Here is a 15,882-nt window from a genome sequence, read left to right as displayed (position 1 = left end):
CGAGGAGCGGTCAGAAACCGATGTTCATGGTGACGAAGTAGGCGCGGCCCGGCTCGTTGTAGGTGGCGGCACCGGCGTACTGGCTGTTGGATTCGCGGAACAGGCGCTTGTCGAACAGGTTGTTGACGCCCGCGCCCAGGCTGACGGTGTCGGTGATGCGGTAACGCCCGCTCAGGCCCCAGACCGTGTACGGGTCGCGCACCTGGCGCAGCGCGGTGCAGTCGGCGCCGGCCTCGTTGCAGCGGTCGTCGTTGTTCATGTCGCGGGTACCCGGCTCCTGGCGGCCGTAGAAGGTACCAGTCAGCAGCAGCGAGAGGTTGGACGTGGCCTGCCAGTCGAGCGAGGTGTTGACCGTGTACTCGGGGATCACCGACAGCGGCTGGCCGGTGGTCTTGTTCTCGTTCTCGACCATCCAGGTGACGTTGGTGTTCCACTTCAGCACCGCGCCGGCGTCGCCGAGCAGCGGCACGTTGATGTTGCCTTCCAGGCCCTGCACCACCGCGTCGGGCGCGTTCTCCCACTCGAACACCCGGCCGGTGCCGCCGACGGTGATGCCGATCGGCACGTAGCCGGCGACGATCTTGTCCTTGTAGTCGTTGTGGAAGTAGGTCAGCGAGGCGTGGTAGCCGTTTTCCGGCGCCCACTCGATGCCGACCTCCTTGTTGAGGCTGGTTTCCGGATCCAGCCCGGCGTTGCCCAGGATGTAGCAGCCCATGCCCAGGCTCGGGTAGTTGTCCGGGCAGCCGAAGCCCATCGTGTAGTACAGGTAGTTCGGGTTGGACTGGTACAGGTTGGGCGCCTTGAACGCCTGCGCGATGCCGCCCTTGAGCTTGAGCGCGTTGCCCAGGTCGAACTGCGCGTTGAGGCTGGGGCTGGTGTTGTTGCCGAACTGGCTGTGGTGGTCGAAGCGAAGGCCGGGGGTCAGGATCCAGCGCTCGCCCAGGTAGATGTTGTCCTCGACGAACACCGCGCTGAGCTGGGCGTCGGCCTTGCCGCCGCCACGGGCGGGATCGAGCCCGGGGATGCCGCCGCCGGCGCTGCCGGACTGCGACATCGAATACGGATCTTCCAGTTCGCTGTCGCGGTGCTCGAAGCCCAGGGTCCACACGTGCTCGGTGCCGCCCAGGGTGGTCGGCAGGTTCACCTCGCCGTCGATGCTGTAGTTGCGCAGGCGCGAGGTCGACCAGGCGTCGGCATTGCCGATCGTGCCCTCGGGACCGCCGGCCAGGCCTTCGTTGAGGCGCTTGTTGTTGGTGCCCTCGAACGCCACGGTGACCCGCGAGCTGTTGTCGCCCCAGCGGCCGCGATGGGTCAGCGCGCCGGTGGTGCGGTACATGCGGTTGGTCTCGGCGCCCTGCTCGGCCAGTTGCGTGGTCAGCGGCGTGCCGTCCAGGCTGACCGCGCGGTCGCCGGCGTAGATGTTGCCCTGGCGGCTGGTGCCGGCCTCGAACTCAAGCACGTGGGCCTCGCCGAGGTCCCAGCGCAGCAGCGCGTTGACGTCCTTGTTCTTCACGCCTTCGCGGCCGGCCGGCGGGGTCACGCCGGCGCCGGTCAGGTAGTCGGCGTTGAGGTCGAGCGAATCGGCATCGGTCCTGTTGACGTTGCCGAACAGGCGGAACGACAGGCTGTCGGTCAGCGGACCGCTGAGCTGCACGCCGGCGCGCTGGCTGCCGCCTTCCTCGCCGTGCTGCGGCTCCAGGCCGTAGAGGCTGAGCGAGCCGGTCAGGTCGCCGGTCGGACGCTTGGTGATGATGTTGACCACGCCGCCGGAGGCGCCGGAGCCGTAGCGCGCGGCGGCCGGGCCGCGCAGGACCTCGATCCGCTCGACGGCCTCGGCCGGCACCCAGTTGGTGTCGCCGCGCGTGTTGCGCTCGCCGCTGCGGCCCATGCGGATCGCATCCCGCGAGCCGACCGGGCGGCCGTCGACCAGGATCAGCGTGTTCTCCGGGCCCATCCCGCGCAGGTCGATCTGGCGGTTGTTGCCGTACTGGCCCGAGGCGCTGTTGCCGGTCAGGTTGACGCCCGGCATCCGGCGCAGGAGTTCGGACAGGTCGTTGGCCGGCGGCTGGCGCTCGATGTCGTCGGCGGTGATGACCGAGGTGCCCAGCGCCTGGCGCGCGATCTGCTGCGCGGTCACGTGGACGGTGTCCAGGGTCGCGGCCTCGTCGCCGCTGCGGGAGGACTGCGCCAGCGCCGGTGCGGCACCGAGCAGCAGGGCGGCGGCCAGGGCGGCCGACAGGGGCGTGCGGGACGGAAGGGACGTGGACGACATGGCGACACTGCTCTCGTGGGTAGGGCCCGGTGGGAGTCGGGTTGCGCACGGCCGAGGGGTGGTGCGCCAGGACTTCGACAAGTCCGCCATTTTAACTGGAAGTGAGAATTGTTATCAAATGGACGGATTGTCCCGGGCACCGCTCCGGGGCGTGTCGGCGGGCGCCTGCCGCGACGGCGGGCGGGCCCGGCCGGGCCTCCTGCGGCCCTGGCGGACGCCGGCCCGGCGGCTATGCTCGTGGCATTCGTCGGCGGGGACGGCCCCGCATCGCCAAGGAGCAGGACATGTCCACCCCCGCCGCCCTCCGTTCCAGCCACGCCTGGCTGATCTTCGCGCCGCGCTGGCCATCGGCTTCGGCCTGTTCACCCTGTTCCGGCCGGAGTCCACGGCCTGGGCGCTGGTATTCGGGTTCGGCGTGCTCGCACTCGGCGATGGCGTGATCAGCCTGGTCAACGTGTTCCGCAAGGACATCCCGCTGCCGAACTGGCTGCTGGGGCTGTATGCGGCGGTCTCGATCGGCTTCGGCGTGCTGTGCCTGAAGGACCCGCACTGGGTGGTGACGGTGCTGGTCTGGCTGCTGGCGCTGTGGCTGCTGCTGGCCGGCGTGGCCCGGATCGTGTTCGCCGCGGTGCTGGGCCGGCTGATGCGCGGGCAGTGGCTGCTGGCGCTGAGCGGCCTGCTGGCGGTCCTGCTCGGGGTGCTGTTCCTGGCCCGCCCGGACCTGGGCCTGGCCACGTTCGCGGTGTGGATCGCCGCCGGCGCGCTGCTCTACGGCGCGCTGCAGATCGCGCTGGCCCTGCGCATGCGGCGCCTGGCGCGGCCGGTCGTGTCCTGACCCGCCGCCGCCGGGCCGGCGGTCAGGGCGTGGCCAGTGCGAAATGCAGGGCGATGCCGACGAACACCGCCGCGCCGATCCAGTTGTTGTGCAGGAAGGCGCGGAAGCAGGCGCCGCGCTCGCGGTGGCGCGCCATCCAGAACTCGTGGCAGGCCAGCAGCACCGCCAGCGCCAGCGCGCCCCAGTACGCCACGCCCAGCCCGCCGCGCCAGCCGACCAGGGCCAGGGTCGCGAACACCAGCGCGTACAGCACGCCCTGGATGACCAGGTCGAGGTCGCCGAACAGGATCGCGGTCGACTTCGACCCCATCCGGATGTCGTCGTCGCGGTCGACCATCGCGTACCAGGTGTCGTAGGCGGTCGCCCACAGGATGTTGGCGCAGTACAGCAGCCAGCCCAGCGCCGGCACCTCGCCCTGCACCGCGGCGAAGGCCATCGGGATGCCCCAGCCGAAGGCCAGCCCCAGGTAGACCTGCGGCAGGTAGGTGTGGCGCTTGAGGTAGGGATAGGTCGCGGCCAGGAACAGGCCGACGATGCTCAGCAGCACGGTCAGCCGGTTCATGGTCAGCACCAGGCCGAACGCCACCAGCATCAGCACCGCGAACACCGCCAGCGCCTCGCGGCCGGACACCGCGCCGGTCGCCAGCGGGCGCCCGCGGGTGCGCTCGACGTGCGGGTCGAGCCAGCGGTCGGCGTAGTCGTTGATCACGCAGCCGGCCGAGCGGGTCAGCCACACCCCGGCGGTGAACACCAGCAGCGTCCACCACGGCGGCGTGCCTTCGGCGGCCAGCCACAGCGCCCACCAGGTCGGCCACAGCAGCAGCAGCACCCCGATCGGGCGGTCGCCGCGGACCAGCTTCCAGTACTGCCCCAGCCGGTCGCGCCAGCGCGGGACCGGGGCGCTGGCAGGCGCTTCGTATCGTTCGTAACCCATGCGTAAAGGGTAGCAGCCACACTCGTGCGGTTGGCGCCAGAATGGAGGCCCGGGCCGCCCGGCCGGGCACCCCGTCATTGCTTCCGAGAACCACTGGATGAAGATCGCCGTCGTCGGTACCGGGTACGTGGGCCTGTCCAATGCGGTGCTGCTGGCCCAGCAGCAGCGGGTGGTCGCGCTGGACATCGATCCGGAGCGGGTGGCGCTGATCAATGCGCGCCGCTCGCCGATCGAGGACCCGGAGATCGCGCAGTTCCTGTCCGGGCGGCCGCTCGACCTGCAGGCCACGTTGGACAGGCACGAGGCCTATGCCGGGGCCGACTACGTGATCGTCGCCACGCCGACCGACTACGACCCGCACACCAACTACTTCGACACCGGCTCGGTCGACCGGGTGATCGCCGACGTGCTGGCGATCGCGCCGGAGGCGGTCATCGTGATCAAGTCGACCGTGCCGGTCGGCTACACCCTGCAGGCGCGCGAACGCTTCGGCAGCGACAACATCCTGTTCTCGCCCGAGTTCCTGCGCGAGGGCCGCGCCCTGTACGACAACCTGCACCCGAGCCGGATCGTGGTCGGCGAGCGCTCCGCGCGCGCGCGCCGGTTCGCCGCGCTGCTGCAGGCCGGCGCGGTGCGCCAGGACGTGCCGCTGCTGTTCACCGACGCGACCGAGGCCGAGGCGATCAAGCTGTTCGCCAACACCTACCTGGCCATGCGCGTGGCGTTCTTCAACGAGCTCGACACCTACGCCTGCACCAACGGGCTGGACACCCGCCAGATCATCGAGGGCATCGGCATGGACCCGCGCATCGGCGGGTTCTACAACAATCCCTCGTTCGGCTACGGCGGCTACTGCCTGCCCAAGGACACCAAGCAGCTGCTGGCCAACTACCGGCAGGTGCCGCAGACCCTGATCCGCGCGATCGTCGAATCCAACGGCACCCGCAAGGATTTCATCGCCGACGAAGTGATCCGCCGCAACCCCAGGGTGGTCGGCATCTACCGGCTGGTGATGAAGGCCGGCTCGGACAACTTCCGCGCGTCCAGCGTCCAGGGCGTGATGAAGCGGATCAAGGCCAAGGGCATCGAGGTGATCGTGCACGAGCCGACTCTGGAGGCCGACACCTTCTTCCGCTCGCGCGTGGTCAACGACCTCGGCCGCTTCAAGGCCGAGGCCGACCTGATCGTCGCCAACCGGGTCACGCCGCAGCTGCACGACGTCATGGACAAGGTCTACACCCGCGACGTGTTCGGGATGGACTGAGGCCGCGGCTCAGCCCGGTGCACGCGCATCCGGCGCGTCCAGCGCCAGGACCATGTCGCACCGGTCCAGGCCCGACCCGTAGCCGTCGGGCGTGATCCGTTCGACGCGGAAGCCGAAGCGCGCATAGAACGCACGGGTGTGCTGGCTGGTGTCCAGGCGCACGCGCGCGATCGTGCCGGCCTGCCGGCAGGCGTCGAGCCGGGCCCGGGTCAGCAGCCGGCCCAGGCCCTGGCGGTGCAGGCGGCGCTCGACCATGCCCCAGCAGAAGCCGGCGGTCGTCGCGTCCTCCTCGAGGGTGTGCCCACCGCAGGCCACGACCACGCCGCCACGCTCGACCACCAGATAGGTGCCCGCTCCGGCCTGACGGGCCAGGAACCGGATGAAGTCCGCGCGCTCGCCGCGGGCGAAGTACATCGGCACGTTGCCGTCGAACAGCGCCAGGCAGGCGTCGGCGTCGCGGTCTTCGTAGGGGCGGATGCGGTCCATGGCGTGCATTGTGCGGATGCATCACGCCGGCCGGAACCGCAACGCCCGGGCGCGGCACGCCCGCCTCCGCCCGCCGCAGCGGGTCGACCGCATCGGAAGGCTGGGCGCGGGCGCAGGATTGCCGCTACAATGGCCGCCCTGCGCGCCTGTAGCTCAGCCGGATAGAGTAGTGGCTTCCGAAGCCATTGGTCGGGGGTTCGAATCCCTCCAGGCGCGCCACTCCTTCATCGCATCGCCGCGCGGCCTGGTCCGCGGACCGGCTGGCGGACACCCACTCGCTCCCTCTTGTCGCGGCCCGGCGATGCCAGGCCTGGCGCACGACGCCATGCGCGGATGCAGCGCATGCGGCCGATATGCGGACCGCCTGCAACCCCACCGCAACCGGCAGGGCGCGCGGCGGCTCCACGCACCTTCCTGTCGCCGTCCGCCCTCAGCCCAGCCGGCGCTGCACGATCCGGGCGAACACGCTGGCCGCCACCGGCAGCAGCTGGTCGTCGAAGCGGAAGGTCGGGTGGTGGCACATCGCGCTGTCCATGCCCAGGAACAGGTAGGCACCGGGCCACTGCTCGAGCATGTAGGAGAAATCGTCGGAGAACGGATAGGCGCGCATGTCGGTCCTGACGTTCTCGCGGCCGAGCACGTCGGCGATCGCCTCGGCGGCCAGCGTGGCCTGTTCGGGGGCGTTGACGCAGGGCGGGCAGGAATGCGGGATCCGCAGATCGATGCTGCAGCCGGAGATCTGCGCGTGGCCCTCGCACAGCGCGCGCAGGCGCTTGAGCAACTCGTCGTGCACGTCCCGCGACAGCGAGCGGATCGTGCCGCTGAGCGCCGCGGTGGACGGGATGATGTTGTGGGTGGTGCCGGCCTGCAATGAACCGACATTGATCAGCGCCGCTTCCATCGGGTCGATGTGGCGGCCGACGATCGCGCCGATGTCCACCGCCAGGCGCGCGGCGACCTGCAGCGGATCGTTGGCGCGGTGCGGCGCGGCGGCATGCCCACCGACGCCCTCGACCGCGATCTCGAACACCGCCAGCGACTGCAGCGTCGGACCGCTGCGCACGCTGGCCTGGCCGCCCGGCAGCGCCGGCATGTTGTGGAAGGCGTAGACCTCGTCGCAGGGCCAGCGCGTGAACAGGCCGTCCTCGACCATCTTGATCGCGCCGCGTCCGCCCTCCTCGGCCGGCTGGAAGATCAGCACCACGCGGCCCGTGGCCGGCGGATGCGCGACCAGATACTCGGCGGTGCCGAGCAGGGCCGAGGTGTGGCCGTCATGGCCGCAGGTATGGGCCACGCCCGGACGCTGCGAGCGGTAGGGCAGCTCGCCCCGCTCGTCGGCGACCTCATCCATCGGCAGCGCGTCCATGTCCGCGCGCAGGCCGATCGACAGGCCCGGCGTGCCGCTGTCGATCACCGCGACCACGCCGGTGCCGCCCAGGCCCGTGTGCACCTCCAGGCCCAGGCCGCGCAGCACCTCGATCACCAGCGCCGAGGTGCGCTCCTCCTCGAAACCGAGCTCGGGCCAGGCATGGATGCGCTGGCGCCAGGCGGTCATGCGCGGGGCGAGAGCGAGCAGCGGGGCGGGAACAGCAGCCATCGGGCGGAACTCCGGAACGTCATCGAACGGCCGATCACACCAGAGCGCCGCCGGCTTGTCACGGCCGCGGACCACGCGCGCCAGCGCAGACCGCCTGCGTCCATCGCGACACTGCGGGCGGACAGCACGCCGCCGGTGCCGGCTTCATCGTGCGCTGACGGGTGCCGGTCCAGCCTGTGGCCGATCCCAGACAGGAGCCGACCATGCACCGCCTTCTCCCCGTCCTCTGTGCCGGCGCCGCGCTGACGCTGTCCGCCTGCACCAGCACCCGGGTCGCCTCGATCGAACCGATCGACGGCCGGATCTCCGGGCAGTGCCACGTGGACATGGTGCGCGGTGCGGTCGGCCTGGCGGCGGCCGCGCCGACCGTCGAGCGGGCACGCGTGGACAGCGACAGCCTCGAGGTCCGGGTCGTGCCCGGGCAGCCCGACCGCCCGGCCAGCGCCACCCTGCCCGAGGCCGAACCCGTGAGCGATGGCGGCCCGCGGCTGACCATCGAGACCGGCGACAACAACGCGATCACCGCGATCTACTGCGGCTGAGCGGCCAGCGGCGCGGGCCTCAGCGCCCGCGCTGCCGGTGCGCGCGGCGCAGGAAGGCCAGCGCCGCGCGTTCCCATTGCCGCTCGCCGCGGCAGTCGGTGCAGAAGCGCTGCAGCCGGCCCTCGCGCCAGCCTTCGAACACCACCGGGTCGATGTACGCCGAGCGGCACACCGCCGGGGTGTTGCCCAGGCAATCGGCGACCTCGCGCGCGACCGCCGCCTGCACCCGTCGCAGCACGGTCGGTCCCTCGGCCGGCGGATGCGCGCGCAGCGCGCGGATCGCGGCCAGGGTGCCGCCCCAGGTGCGGAAGTCCTTGGCGGTGAAGTCCTCGCCCAGCACCTCGTGCAGATAGGCGTTGACCGCGGTCGAGTCCACCGGCACCACCTGGCCATCGTCGTCGCGGTACTGGAACAGCGACTGCCCGGGCAGTTCGCGCACGCGCCGGATCGCGGCGACCAGCCGCCGGTCGTCGATCACCGCGTCGTGCCACTGCCCGCTCTTGCCGCGGAACCGCAGCTGCGCGCGGCCGTCGCGGACGAAGGCGATGTGCCGGTTGCGCAGCGTGGTCAGGCCATACGACTGGTTGTCGCGCAGGTAGGTGACGTTGCCCACGCGCAGCAGCGTCTCGTCCATCACCGCCACCACGATCGCCAGCACCTTGTCGCGCGGATGGCCGCGCAGGCCGAGGTCGCGGCGCAGGCGCCGCCGCAGCGCCGGCAGCGCCTCGCCGAAGGCGACGATGCGTTCGAACTTGCCGCTGCCCCGATGGCTGGACCAGTCCGGGTGATAGCGGTACTGCTTGCGGCCGCGCACGTCGCGGCCGGTCGCCTGCAGGTGGCCGTTGGGCCGGGCGCAGATCCAGACATCGCGCCAGGCCGGCGGGATCGCCAGCGCGCGGATCCGCGCCAGCGTGGCGGTGTCGGTGATCCGCGCGCCATCGGCATCGCGGTAGACGAACCCGCGGCCGGCGCGGCGACGGCCGATGCCGGGTGCGGTATCGCACAGGTAGACCAGGCCGGCCTGACGCGCCGCCTGGCGCGAGGCGTCATCGGCGACCGGCAGCGGACTGGAAGGCATGGTGTGTGCGGGCGACGGGGGACATGGACCGAGTCTGGCCACGACCATGCCGCGGCCGCGTCAACGCGGGCACCGGCTGGTTAACGCTTCGCGAATGCGGCATCTTCCATCCTCCTTTTCCCCATTGCTTCCCGGAGGTCCCATGCGTCCGCACTCCTCGCGCCTGCTCGTGCTGCTGCCCGTCCTGATGGCCCTGGCCGCCTGCGCACCGACGCCACCGGACGAGGACGCACAGGAACAGGAACAGGCCCTGGTCGATGCGCAGCAGGCCGCCGACTCGGCCGCCACGCCGGCCAGCGACTCGGCCGCCACGCCGCCACCGGCACCGACCTGCGACGCGACCCAGGTGCAGGGACTGATCGGCAAGGCCGGCGACGAGGCGACCGTCGAACAGGCGCGCGTCGATGCCGGCGCCGAACGCGCACGCACGCTCGCGCCGGGCCAGGCGGTGACGATGGAATTCGACGGCGCACGCCTGAATGTCGAGGTCGACGCGGCCGGCAACATCGTCTCGCTGCGTTGCGGTTGAGCGCACGCACGACGATGACGCGGCATACGCACCAGGACGGAGCGGGACGCACATAAACGCCTGAAAAAAGGCCGCTTGCGGCACTGCACCAAGTTGTGCTCTAGTCGGGATTCCGGTGGCATTCAGGTAGCGTCGGTTTCGAAAGAAACCGTGCGCGGTGCCGCCTTCGCTCCGCTTCCGGCTCAGCACCGGTTGCCTGCTACTCGAGGCACAGATGGCCCCCCGCAACCGCCAAGGGCTTTACGACCCCAATTCGGAACGCGATGCCTGTGGTTTCGGCATGATCGCGCAGCTCGACGACCAGCCTTCGCGCGCGCTCGTCGATACCGCCATTGCCGCGCTGTCGCGCATGACCCACCGAGGCGGCGTCGCCGCCGACGGGCTCACCGGCGATGGCTGCGGGTTGCTGATCCGCAAACCGGAAACCTTCCTGCGCGCTTTGGCGCAGGAAGCGGGGATCGCCCTCAAGGCCACCGCGCGCTTCGCCTCGGGCCTGGTGTTCCTGCCGCACGACGCCGCCCAGGCTGCGCATTGCCGCGACGTGCTGGAAGCCGAGCTGCACCGCGTCGGCGTGTCCGTCGCCGGCTGGCGCCTGCCGGCGACCGACCCGGACGTCTGCGGCCAGCTGGCGCGCGACACGTTGCCGGCGATCCAGCAGCTCTACGTCGAAGCCGGCAGCGCGCAGGACGAGGCCGCGTTCACCCTGGCCCTGTTCCTGGCGCGCCGCCGCGCCGAACAGCGCCTGCATGAGGTCGCCGACTTCTACGTGGTCAGCCTGTCGCCGCACGCGATCGGCTTCAAGGGCATGGTGCTGCCGGACAAGCTGGCGCGGTTCTACCAGGACCTGCAGCGCGCCGATCTGGCTTCCAGCGCGATCGTGTTCCACCAGCGCTTCTCGACCAATACCCTGCCGCGCTGGCCGCTGGCGCATCCGTTCCGGATGATGGCGCACAACGGCGAGATCAACACGATCGAAGGCAACCGCCAGTGGGCGCAGGCCCGCGGCAAGGTCTGGAAGACGCCGAAGTTCGACGTCGCCGAGTTCGAGCCGATCATCTCGATGCACGGCTCGGATTCGCAGAGCCTGGACAACATGCTCGAGCTGCTGGTCTCCGGCGGCATGGAGCTGATCCAGGCGCTGCGCATCCTGGTGCCGCCGGCGACCCAGTCGCTGGAGTTCAAGGACGCCGACCTGGCCGCGTTCTACGAGTTCTACGGCCTCAACAGCGAGCCGTGGGACGGCCCGGCCGGCATCGTCTCGATGGACGCGCGCTACGCCGCCTGCACGCTGGACCGCAACGGCCTGCGCCCGTCGCGCTGGCTGCTGACCTCGGACCGTCACTTCATCGTCGCCAGCGAGGCCGGCGTGTGGGAAGTGCCGACCGAGCGCATCGTGCGCAAGGGCAAGCTCGGCCCGGGCGAGATGATCGCCATCGACCTCAAGCGCGGCGACCTGCTCGACTCCGAGGCGGTGGACCGGATCAACCGCGGCCGCGCGCCGTACAAGCAGTGGCTGCAGCAGGGCGTGACCTACCTGCAGACCGAACTGATCGACCCGTCGCTGGCCGAGGAGCCGTTCGACGAGAAGACGCTGCGCAGCTACCACAAGCTGTTCCAGCTCAGCACCGAGGAAGTCGAGCAGGTGCTGCGGCCGATGGCCGAGACCGAGCAGGAAGCCACCGGCTCGATGGGCGACGACATCCCGATGGCGGTGCTGAGCCAGCGCGCGCGCCCGCTGTACGACTATTTCCGCCAGGCGTTCGCGCAGGTCACCAACCCGCCGATCGATCCGCTGCGCGAGGACTGCGTGATGTCGCTGTCCACCCAGCTCGGCCGGGAGACCAACATCTTCCATGCCGGCCCGGAGACGGTGAACCACGTCATCCTGAACTCGCCGGTGCTGAGCCAGCGCAAGCTGCGCCAGTTGCTGAAGATGCCGCAGTACGAACAGCGCAATCGCCTGATCGACCTGTCGTACGGCAGCGAGGAAGGCCTGAAGGCCGGCATCGAGCGGATCTGCCGCGAGGCCGAGCAGGCCGCGCGCGACGGCGTGGTCATGCTGCTGCTGTCGGACCGCTATCCGGTGCAGGACCGGCCGATGGTGCACGCGCTGCTGGCCACCGGTGCGGTCCACCACCACCTGTGCCGCGCCGGGCTGCGCTGCGACGTCAACCTGATCATCGAGACCGGCACCGCGCGCGACGCGCACCACATGGCCTGCCTGCTCGGCTTCGGCGCGACCGCGGTGTATCCGTACCTGTCCTACCAGACCCTGTTCGACATGGGCCGGCGCGGCATCCTGCAGCTGAAGAAGGGCGAGGTCGCCCAGGTCGGCCGCAGCTACCGCAAGGGCATCTACAAGGGGCTGTCCAAGATCATCTCGAAGATGGGCATCGCCACGATCGCCAGCTACCGCGGCGCGCAGCTGTTCGAGATCGTCGGCCTGGAATCCGATGTGGTCGAGCTGTGCTTCACCGGCGCGCCCTCGCGCGTGGGTGGCGCCGGTTTCGAGCGCCTGGACCGCGACGCGCAGGCACTGCGTGCGGCGGCCTGGAACGAGCTGAAGAAGCCCGAGGTCGGCGGCGTGCTCAAGTACGTGCACGGCGGCGAGTACCACATGTACAACCCGGACGTGGTCATGACCCTGCAGCGCGCCGCGCGCACGGGCGAGACCAGCGACTGGCAGGCCTACACCGACGCCGTGCATGCGCGTCCGCCGTCGGCGCTGCGCGATTTCCTGCAGCTCAGGCCCGCGGCCGAACCGCTGCCGCTGGAGCAGGTCGCGCCGGCGTCGGACCTGCTGCGCCGCTTCGACAGCGCGGCGATCTCGCTGGGCGCGCTGTCGCCGGAAGCGCACGAGGCGCTGGCCATCGCGATGAACCGCCTCGGCGGGCGCAGCAATTCCGGCGAAGGCGGCGAGGATCCTGTCCGCTACGGCACCGAGAAGCGCAGCAAGATCAAGCAGGTCGCGTCCGGCCGCTTCGGCGTCACCCCCGAGTACCTGGTCAATGCCGAGGTGCTGCAGATCAAGGTCGCGCAGGGCGCCAAGCCCGGCGAAGGCGGCCAGCTGCCCGGGCACAAGGTCAACGAACTGATCGCACGGCTGCGCTACGCGCGACCGGGCATCGGCCTGATCAGCCCGCCGCCGCACCACGACATCTATTCGATCGAGGACCTGGCCCAGCTGATCTTCGACCTCAAGCAGGTCAATCCGCAGGCGCTGGTGTCGGTGAAGCTGGTCTCGCATGCGGGCGTCGGCACGATCGCCGCCGGCGTGGTCAAGGCCGGCGCCGACCTGATCACCGTGTCCGGCCACGACGGCGGCACCGGTGCCAGCCCGATCAGCTCGATCCGCTATGCGGGCGGGCCGTGGGAACTGGGCGTGGCCGAGTCGCACCAGGCGCTGGTCGCCAACGACCTGCGCGACCGCGCGATCCTGCAGACCGACGGCGGCCTGAAGACCGGCCTGGACGTGGTCAAGGCCGCGCTGCTGGGCGCCGACAGCTTCGGCTTCGGCACCGGCCCGATGATCGTGCTGGGCTGCAAGTACCTGCGCATCTGCCATCTCAACAACTGCGCCACCGGCGTGGCCACCCAGGACGAGCGCCTGCGCGAACAGCACTTCACCGGCCTGCCCGAGCGCGTGGAGAACTACTTCCGGCTGATGGCCGAGGAAGTGCGCGGCTGGCTGTCGCTGCTGGGCGCGCGTTCGCTGGACGAGATCGTCGGCCGCACCGACCTGCTGGCGCAAATCGATGCCGCGCCGCGCGAAGGCGTGCGCGTGGACCTGTCGCGGCTGCTGCATCCGGCCCCGCGCGATGCCGACCGCTGCGCCGCCGCGCGGCTGTACGAGTCGCCGGACAGCCTGGCCACGCAGCTGGACATCCAGCTGGCCGATGCGATCGCGAACAGGTCCGGTGGCGAGCACCGCTACCTGATCCACAACACCGACCGCTCGATCGGCACCCGCCTGTCCGGCACGATCGCCAGGGCACACGGCAACCACGGCATGGACGCGTCGCCGCTGACCCTGCACTTCCGCGGCACCTCGGGCCAGAGCTTCGGCGCGTTCAACGCCGGCGGCCTGCACATGGAACTGGAAGGCGAGGCCAACGACTACGTCGGCAAGGGCATGGCCGGCGGCCGCCTGGTGGTGCGTCCGCCGCGCGCGGCCCGCTACGAGGCGCGCAGCACGCCGATCCTCGGCAACACCTGCCTGTACGGCGCCACCGGTGGCGAGCTGTTCGCCGCCGGCCGTGCCGGCGAGCGCTTCGCGGTGCGCAACTCCGGCGCGCTGGCGGTGGTGGAAGGCGCAGGCGACCACTGCTGCGAGTACATGACCGGCGGCGTGGTGCTGGTGCTGGGCAAGGTCGGCCTGAACTTCGGCGCCGGCTTCACCGGCGGCCTGGCCTACGTGCTCGACCAGGACCGCGACTTCGTCGACCGCTACAACCACGAGCTGATCGACATCCACCGGATCAGCCCGGAAGGCTTCGAGAGCTACCGCCAGCACCTGCACACGCTGATCGGCCGCCACCGCGAGCTGACCGGCAGCATCTGGGCGCAGCAGATCCTCGACGAGTTCCGCGACTACGTCGGCAAGTTCTGGCTGGTCAAACCGAAGGCGGCCAGCATCGAGTCGCTCGCCGACTCGCTGCGTCGCGCCGCCTGATCCCAGCGACTGCGCACCCTCTCCCGTCCGCGGGAGAGGGACCGGGACGCGGCCCGCCGCCGCCCCCATCCGCCCTCCGGGGCAGCGTCCGCCGCGACGTGGGCCCAGGCCCCGACCACGACGGAAGGCACCAGCCAGGATTTCCTTCGATGAGCCGCAAGCACGTTTTCCAGTTCCTCGACCTGCCGCGCGAGATGCCGCGCCGGATTCCGCTCGAGCTGCGCACCGCCGGCGACTGGGGCGAGCTGTACGGCAAGTTCGGCCTGCCCGAGGCCCAGCACCAGTCCGGCCGCTGCCTGGACTGCGGCAATCCGTACTGCAGCTGGAAGTGCCCGGTGCACAACGCGATCCCGCAGTGGCTGCAGCTGGTGCAGGAGAACCGCATCCTCGAGGCGGCCGAGCTGTGCCACAGCACCAACCCGCTGCCGGAAGTCTGCGGCCGGGTCTGCCCGCAGGACCGCCTGTGCGAAGGCAGCTGCACGCTCAACGACGGCTTCGGCGCGGTCACCATCGGTGCGGTCGAGAAGTACATCGTCGACACCGCGTTCGCCCAGGGCTGGCGCCCGGACCTCTCCGAAGTGACGCCCACCGGCCACCGCGTCGCGGTGATCGGCGCCGGCCCGGCCGGCATCGGCTGCGCCGACCGGCTGGCACGGGTGGGCATCAAGGCGGTGGTGTACGACCGCTACGAACAGATCGGCGGCCTGCTGCAGTTCGGCATTCCCAGCTTCAAGCTCGACAAGGCGGTGATCAGCAAGCGCCGCGAAGTGCTCGAAGGCATGGGCATCGAGTTCCGCCTCGGCGTGGAGATCGGCCGCGACATCACCGTCGACCAGCTGCTCGCCGAGTACGACGCGGTGTTCCTGGGCACCGGCGCCTACCGCTACACCGATGGCGGCCTGCCCGGCCAGGATGCCGACGGCGTGCTGCCGGCGCTGCCATTCCTGGTGCAGAACGGCCGCATCGTCGGTGGCAACGATCCCTGGGGCCGGCCGATCGCCGGCTGGGAAGACCAGATCAAGCTGCCCGAGCTGGCCGGCAAGCGCGTGGTCGTGCTCGGCGGCGGCGATACCGGCATGGACTGCGTGCGCAGCGCGATCCGCCTGGGCGCCGGCAAGGTCACCTGCGCCTACCGCCGCGACGAGGCCAGCATGCCCGGCTCGGCACGCGAGGTCGGCAACGCGCGCGAGGAAGGCGTGCGCTTCCTGTTCAACCGCCAGCCGCTGGCGATCGAGACCGACGCAGACAATCGCGTCACCGGCGTGCGTGTGGTCGAGACGCGCCTCGGCGAGCCCGACGCGCGCGGCCGCCGCAACGCGGTGCCGGTCGAGGGCAGCGAGTCGGTGATCGAGGCCGACGTGGTGGTGATCGCGTTCGGCTTCTCGCCCGAACTGCCGCCGTGGCTGCAGGCGCAGCAGGTGGAGGCCACGCCGAACGGCCGCATCGTCGCCGGTGGCGGCGAGCGCCTGGACTACCAGACCACGCATCCGCGGATCTTCGCCGGCGGCGACGCCGTGCGCGGCGCCGACCTGGTGGTGACGGCGGTGGCCGAAGGCCGCGACGCGGCGCAGAGCATCGCCGAGCTGCTCGGCACGCAGATCCCGGCCAGCACCGCCCACGTCGGCTGAGATGCGCGCGGCGGCGTGCAGTCGCCGCGCGCAGCGAACGATCCG

The 15,882-nt window shown here is 70.8% G+C and carries 11 protein-coding genes and 1 tRNA gene; 7 read left to right on the top strand and 5 right to left on the bottom strand.

Features of this window, described 5'->3' with window-relative positions; genetic code table 11:
* Positions 1 to 10 precede the first annotated feature (10 nt).
* Positions 11 to 2,272 carry a TonB-dependent siderophore receptor gene (locus IB242_RS19115; protein ID WP_192283308.1) on the bottom strand — a complete coding sequence of 754 codons (2,262 nt, stop codon included), beginning with the start codon at positions 2,270 to 2,272 and terminating at the stop codon, positions 11 to 13.
* Here IB242_RS19115 and IB242_RS19110 point away from each other — a divergent pair.
* Positions 2,271 to 3,107, top strand: coding sequence for a DUF308 domain-containing protein (locus IB242_RS19110; RefSeq protein WP_343237176.1), 837 nt, complete (start codon positions 2,271 to 2,273; stop codon positions 3,105 to 3,107). The genes IB242_RS19115 and IB242_RS19110 overlap by 2 nt on opposite strands.
* 22 nt (positions 3,108 to 3,129) lie before the next feature.
* Here the strand turns inward: IB242_RS19110 and ubiA are convergent, their stop codons facing one another.
* Positions 3,130 to 4,041: a 4-hydroxybenzoate octaprenyltransferase gene (gene ubiA / locus IB242_RS19105; protein WP_192283304.1), complete on the bottom strand. Its 912-nt coding sequence runs from the start codon at positions 4,039 to 4,041 to the stop codon at positions 3,130 to 3,132.
* 97 nt (positions 4,042 to 4,138) lie between these two features.
* On the opposite strand from ubiA, the gene IB242_RS19100 reads away from it, so the two are divergent.
* Positions 4,139 to 5,305: a nucleotide sugar dehydrogenase gene (locus tag IB242_RS19100; RefSeq protein ID WP_192283302.1), complete on the top strand. Its 1,167-nt coding sequence runs from the start codon at positions 4,139 to 4,141 to the stop codon at positions 5,303 to 5,305.
* Positions 5,306 to 5,314: 9 nt separating this feature from the next.
* Here the strand turns inward: IB242_RS19100 and IB242_RS19095 are convergent, their stop codons facing one another.
* On the bottom strand, positions 5,315 to 5,791 hold the full coding sequence (locus IB242_RS19095; protein ID WP_192283294.1) for a GNAT family N-acetyltransferase: 477 nt from the start codon (positions 5,789 to 5,791) through the stop codon (positions 5,315 to 5,317).
* 142 nt (positions 5,792 to 5,933) lie between these two features.
* Here IB242_RS19095 and IB242_RS19090 point away from each other — a divergent pair.
* A tRNA-Arg gene (locus IB242_RS19090) sits at positions 5,934 to 6,010 on the top strand.
* A gap of 211 nt (positions 6,011 to 6,221) precedes the next feature.
* Here IB242_RS19090 and IB242_RS19085 read toward each other — a convergent pair.
* Positions 6,222 to 7,388, bottom strand: a complete 1,167-nt coding sequence (locus IB242_RS19085; RefSeq protein ID WP_192283292.1) for an amidohydrolase — start codon at positions 7,386 to 7,388, stop codon at positions 6,222 to 6,224.
* Positions 7,389 to 7,591: 203 nt separating this feature from the next.
* Here IB242_RS19085 and IB242_RS19080 point away from each other — a divergent pair, with 203 nt between their 5' ends.
* Positions 7,592 to 7,930, top strand: coding sequence for a hypothetical protein (locus tag IB242_RS19080; protein WP_192283290.1), 339 nt, complete (start codon positions 7,592 to 7,594; stop codon positions 7,928 to 7,930).
* Between the two features lie 19 nt (positions 7,931 to 7,949).
* Here IB242_RS19080 and IB242_RS19075 read toward each other — a convergent pair whose 3' ends face one another.
* Positions 7,950 to 9,008, bottom strand: a complete 1,059-nt coding sequence (locus tag IB242_RS19075; protein ID WP_225540868.1) for a DNA topoisomerase IB — start codon at positions 9,006 to 9,008, stop codon at positions 7,950 to 7,952.
* Between the two features lie 142 nt (positions 9,009 to 9,150).
* Between IB242_RS19075 and IB242_RS19070 the strand changes: the two genes are divergently transcribed.
* The 3 genes from IB242_RS19070 (at position 9,151) to IB242_RS19060 (ending at position 15,837) form a co-directional block, all read left to right on the top strand.
* The gene (locus IB242_RS19070) at positions 9,151 to 9,537 is read left to right on the top strand and encodes an I78 family peptidase inhibitor (RefSeq protein WP_192283286.1); all 387 of its coding nucleotides are present in this window, start codon (positions 9,151 to 9,153) and stop codon (positions 9,535 to 9,537) included.
* A gap of 214 nt (positions 9,538 to 9,751) precedes the next feature.
* A complete protein-coding gene (gene gltB / locus IB242_RS19065; RefSeq protein WP_192283284.1) occupies positions 9,752 to 14,209 on the top strand; it encodes a glutamate synthase large subunit in 4,458 nt (1,485 codons plus the stop codon).
* Between the two features lie 149 nt (positions 14,210 to 14,358).
* Positions 14,359 to 15,837, top strand: a complete 1,479-nt coding sequence (locus IB242_RS19060) for an FAD-dependent oxidoreductase (protein WP_192283282.1) — start codon at positions 14,359 to 14,361, stop codon at positions 15,835 to 15,837.
* Positions 15,838 to 15,882 lie beyond the last annotated feature (45 nt).

This window comes from Xanthomonas sp. XNM01 (assembly GCF_014851915.1).
In the GTDB taxonomy this organism is placed as follows: Bacteria; Pseudomonadota; Gammaproteobacteria; order Xanthomonadales; family Xanthomonadaceae; genus Pseudoxanthomonas.
Note: the sequence above shows the minus strand (reverse complement) of the source record. Positions and strands in the feature narration are given on the sequence as shown.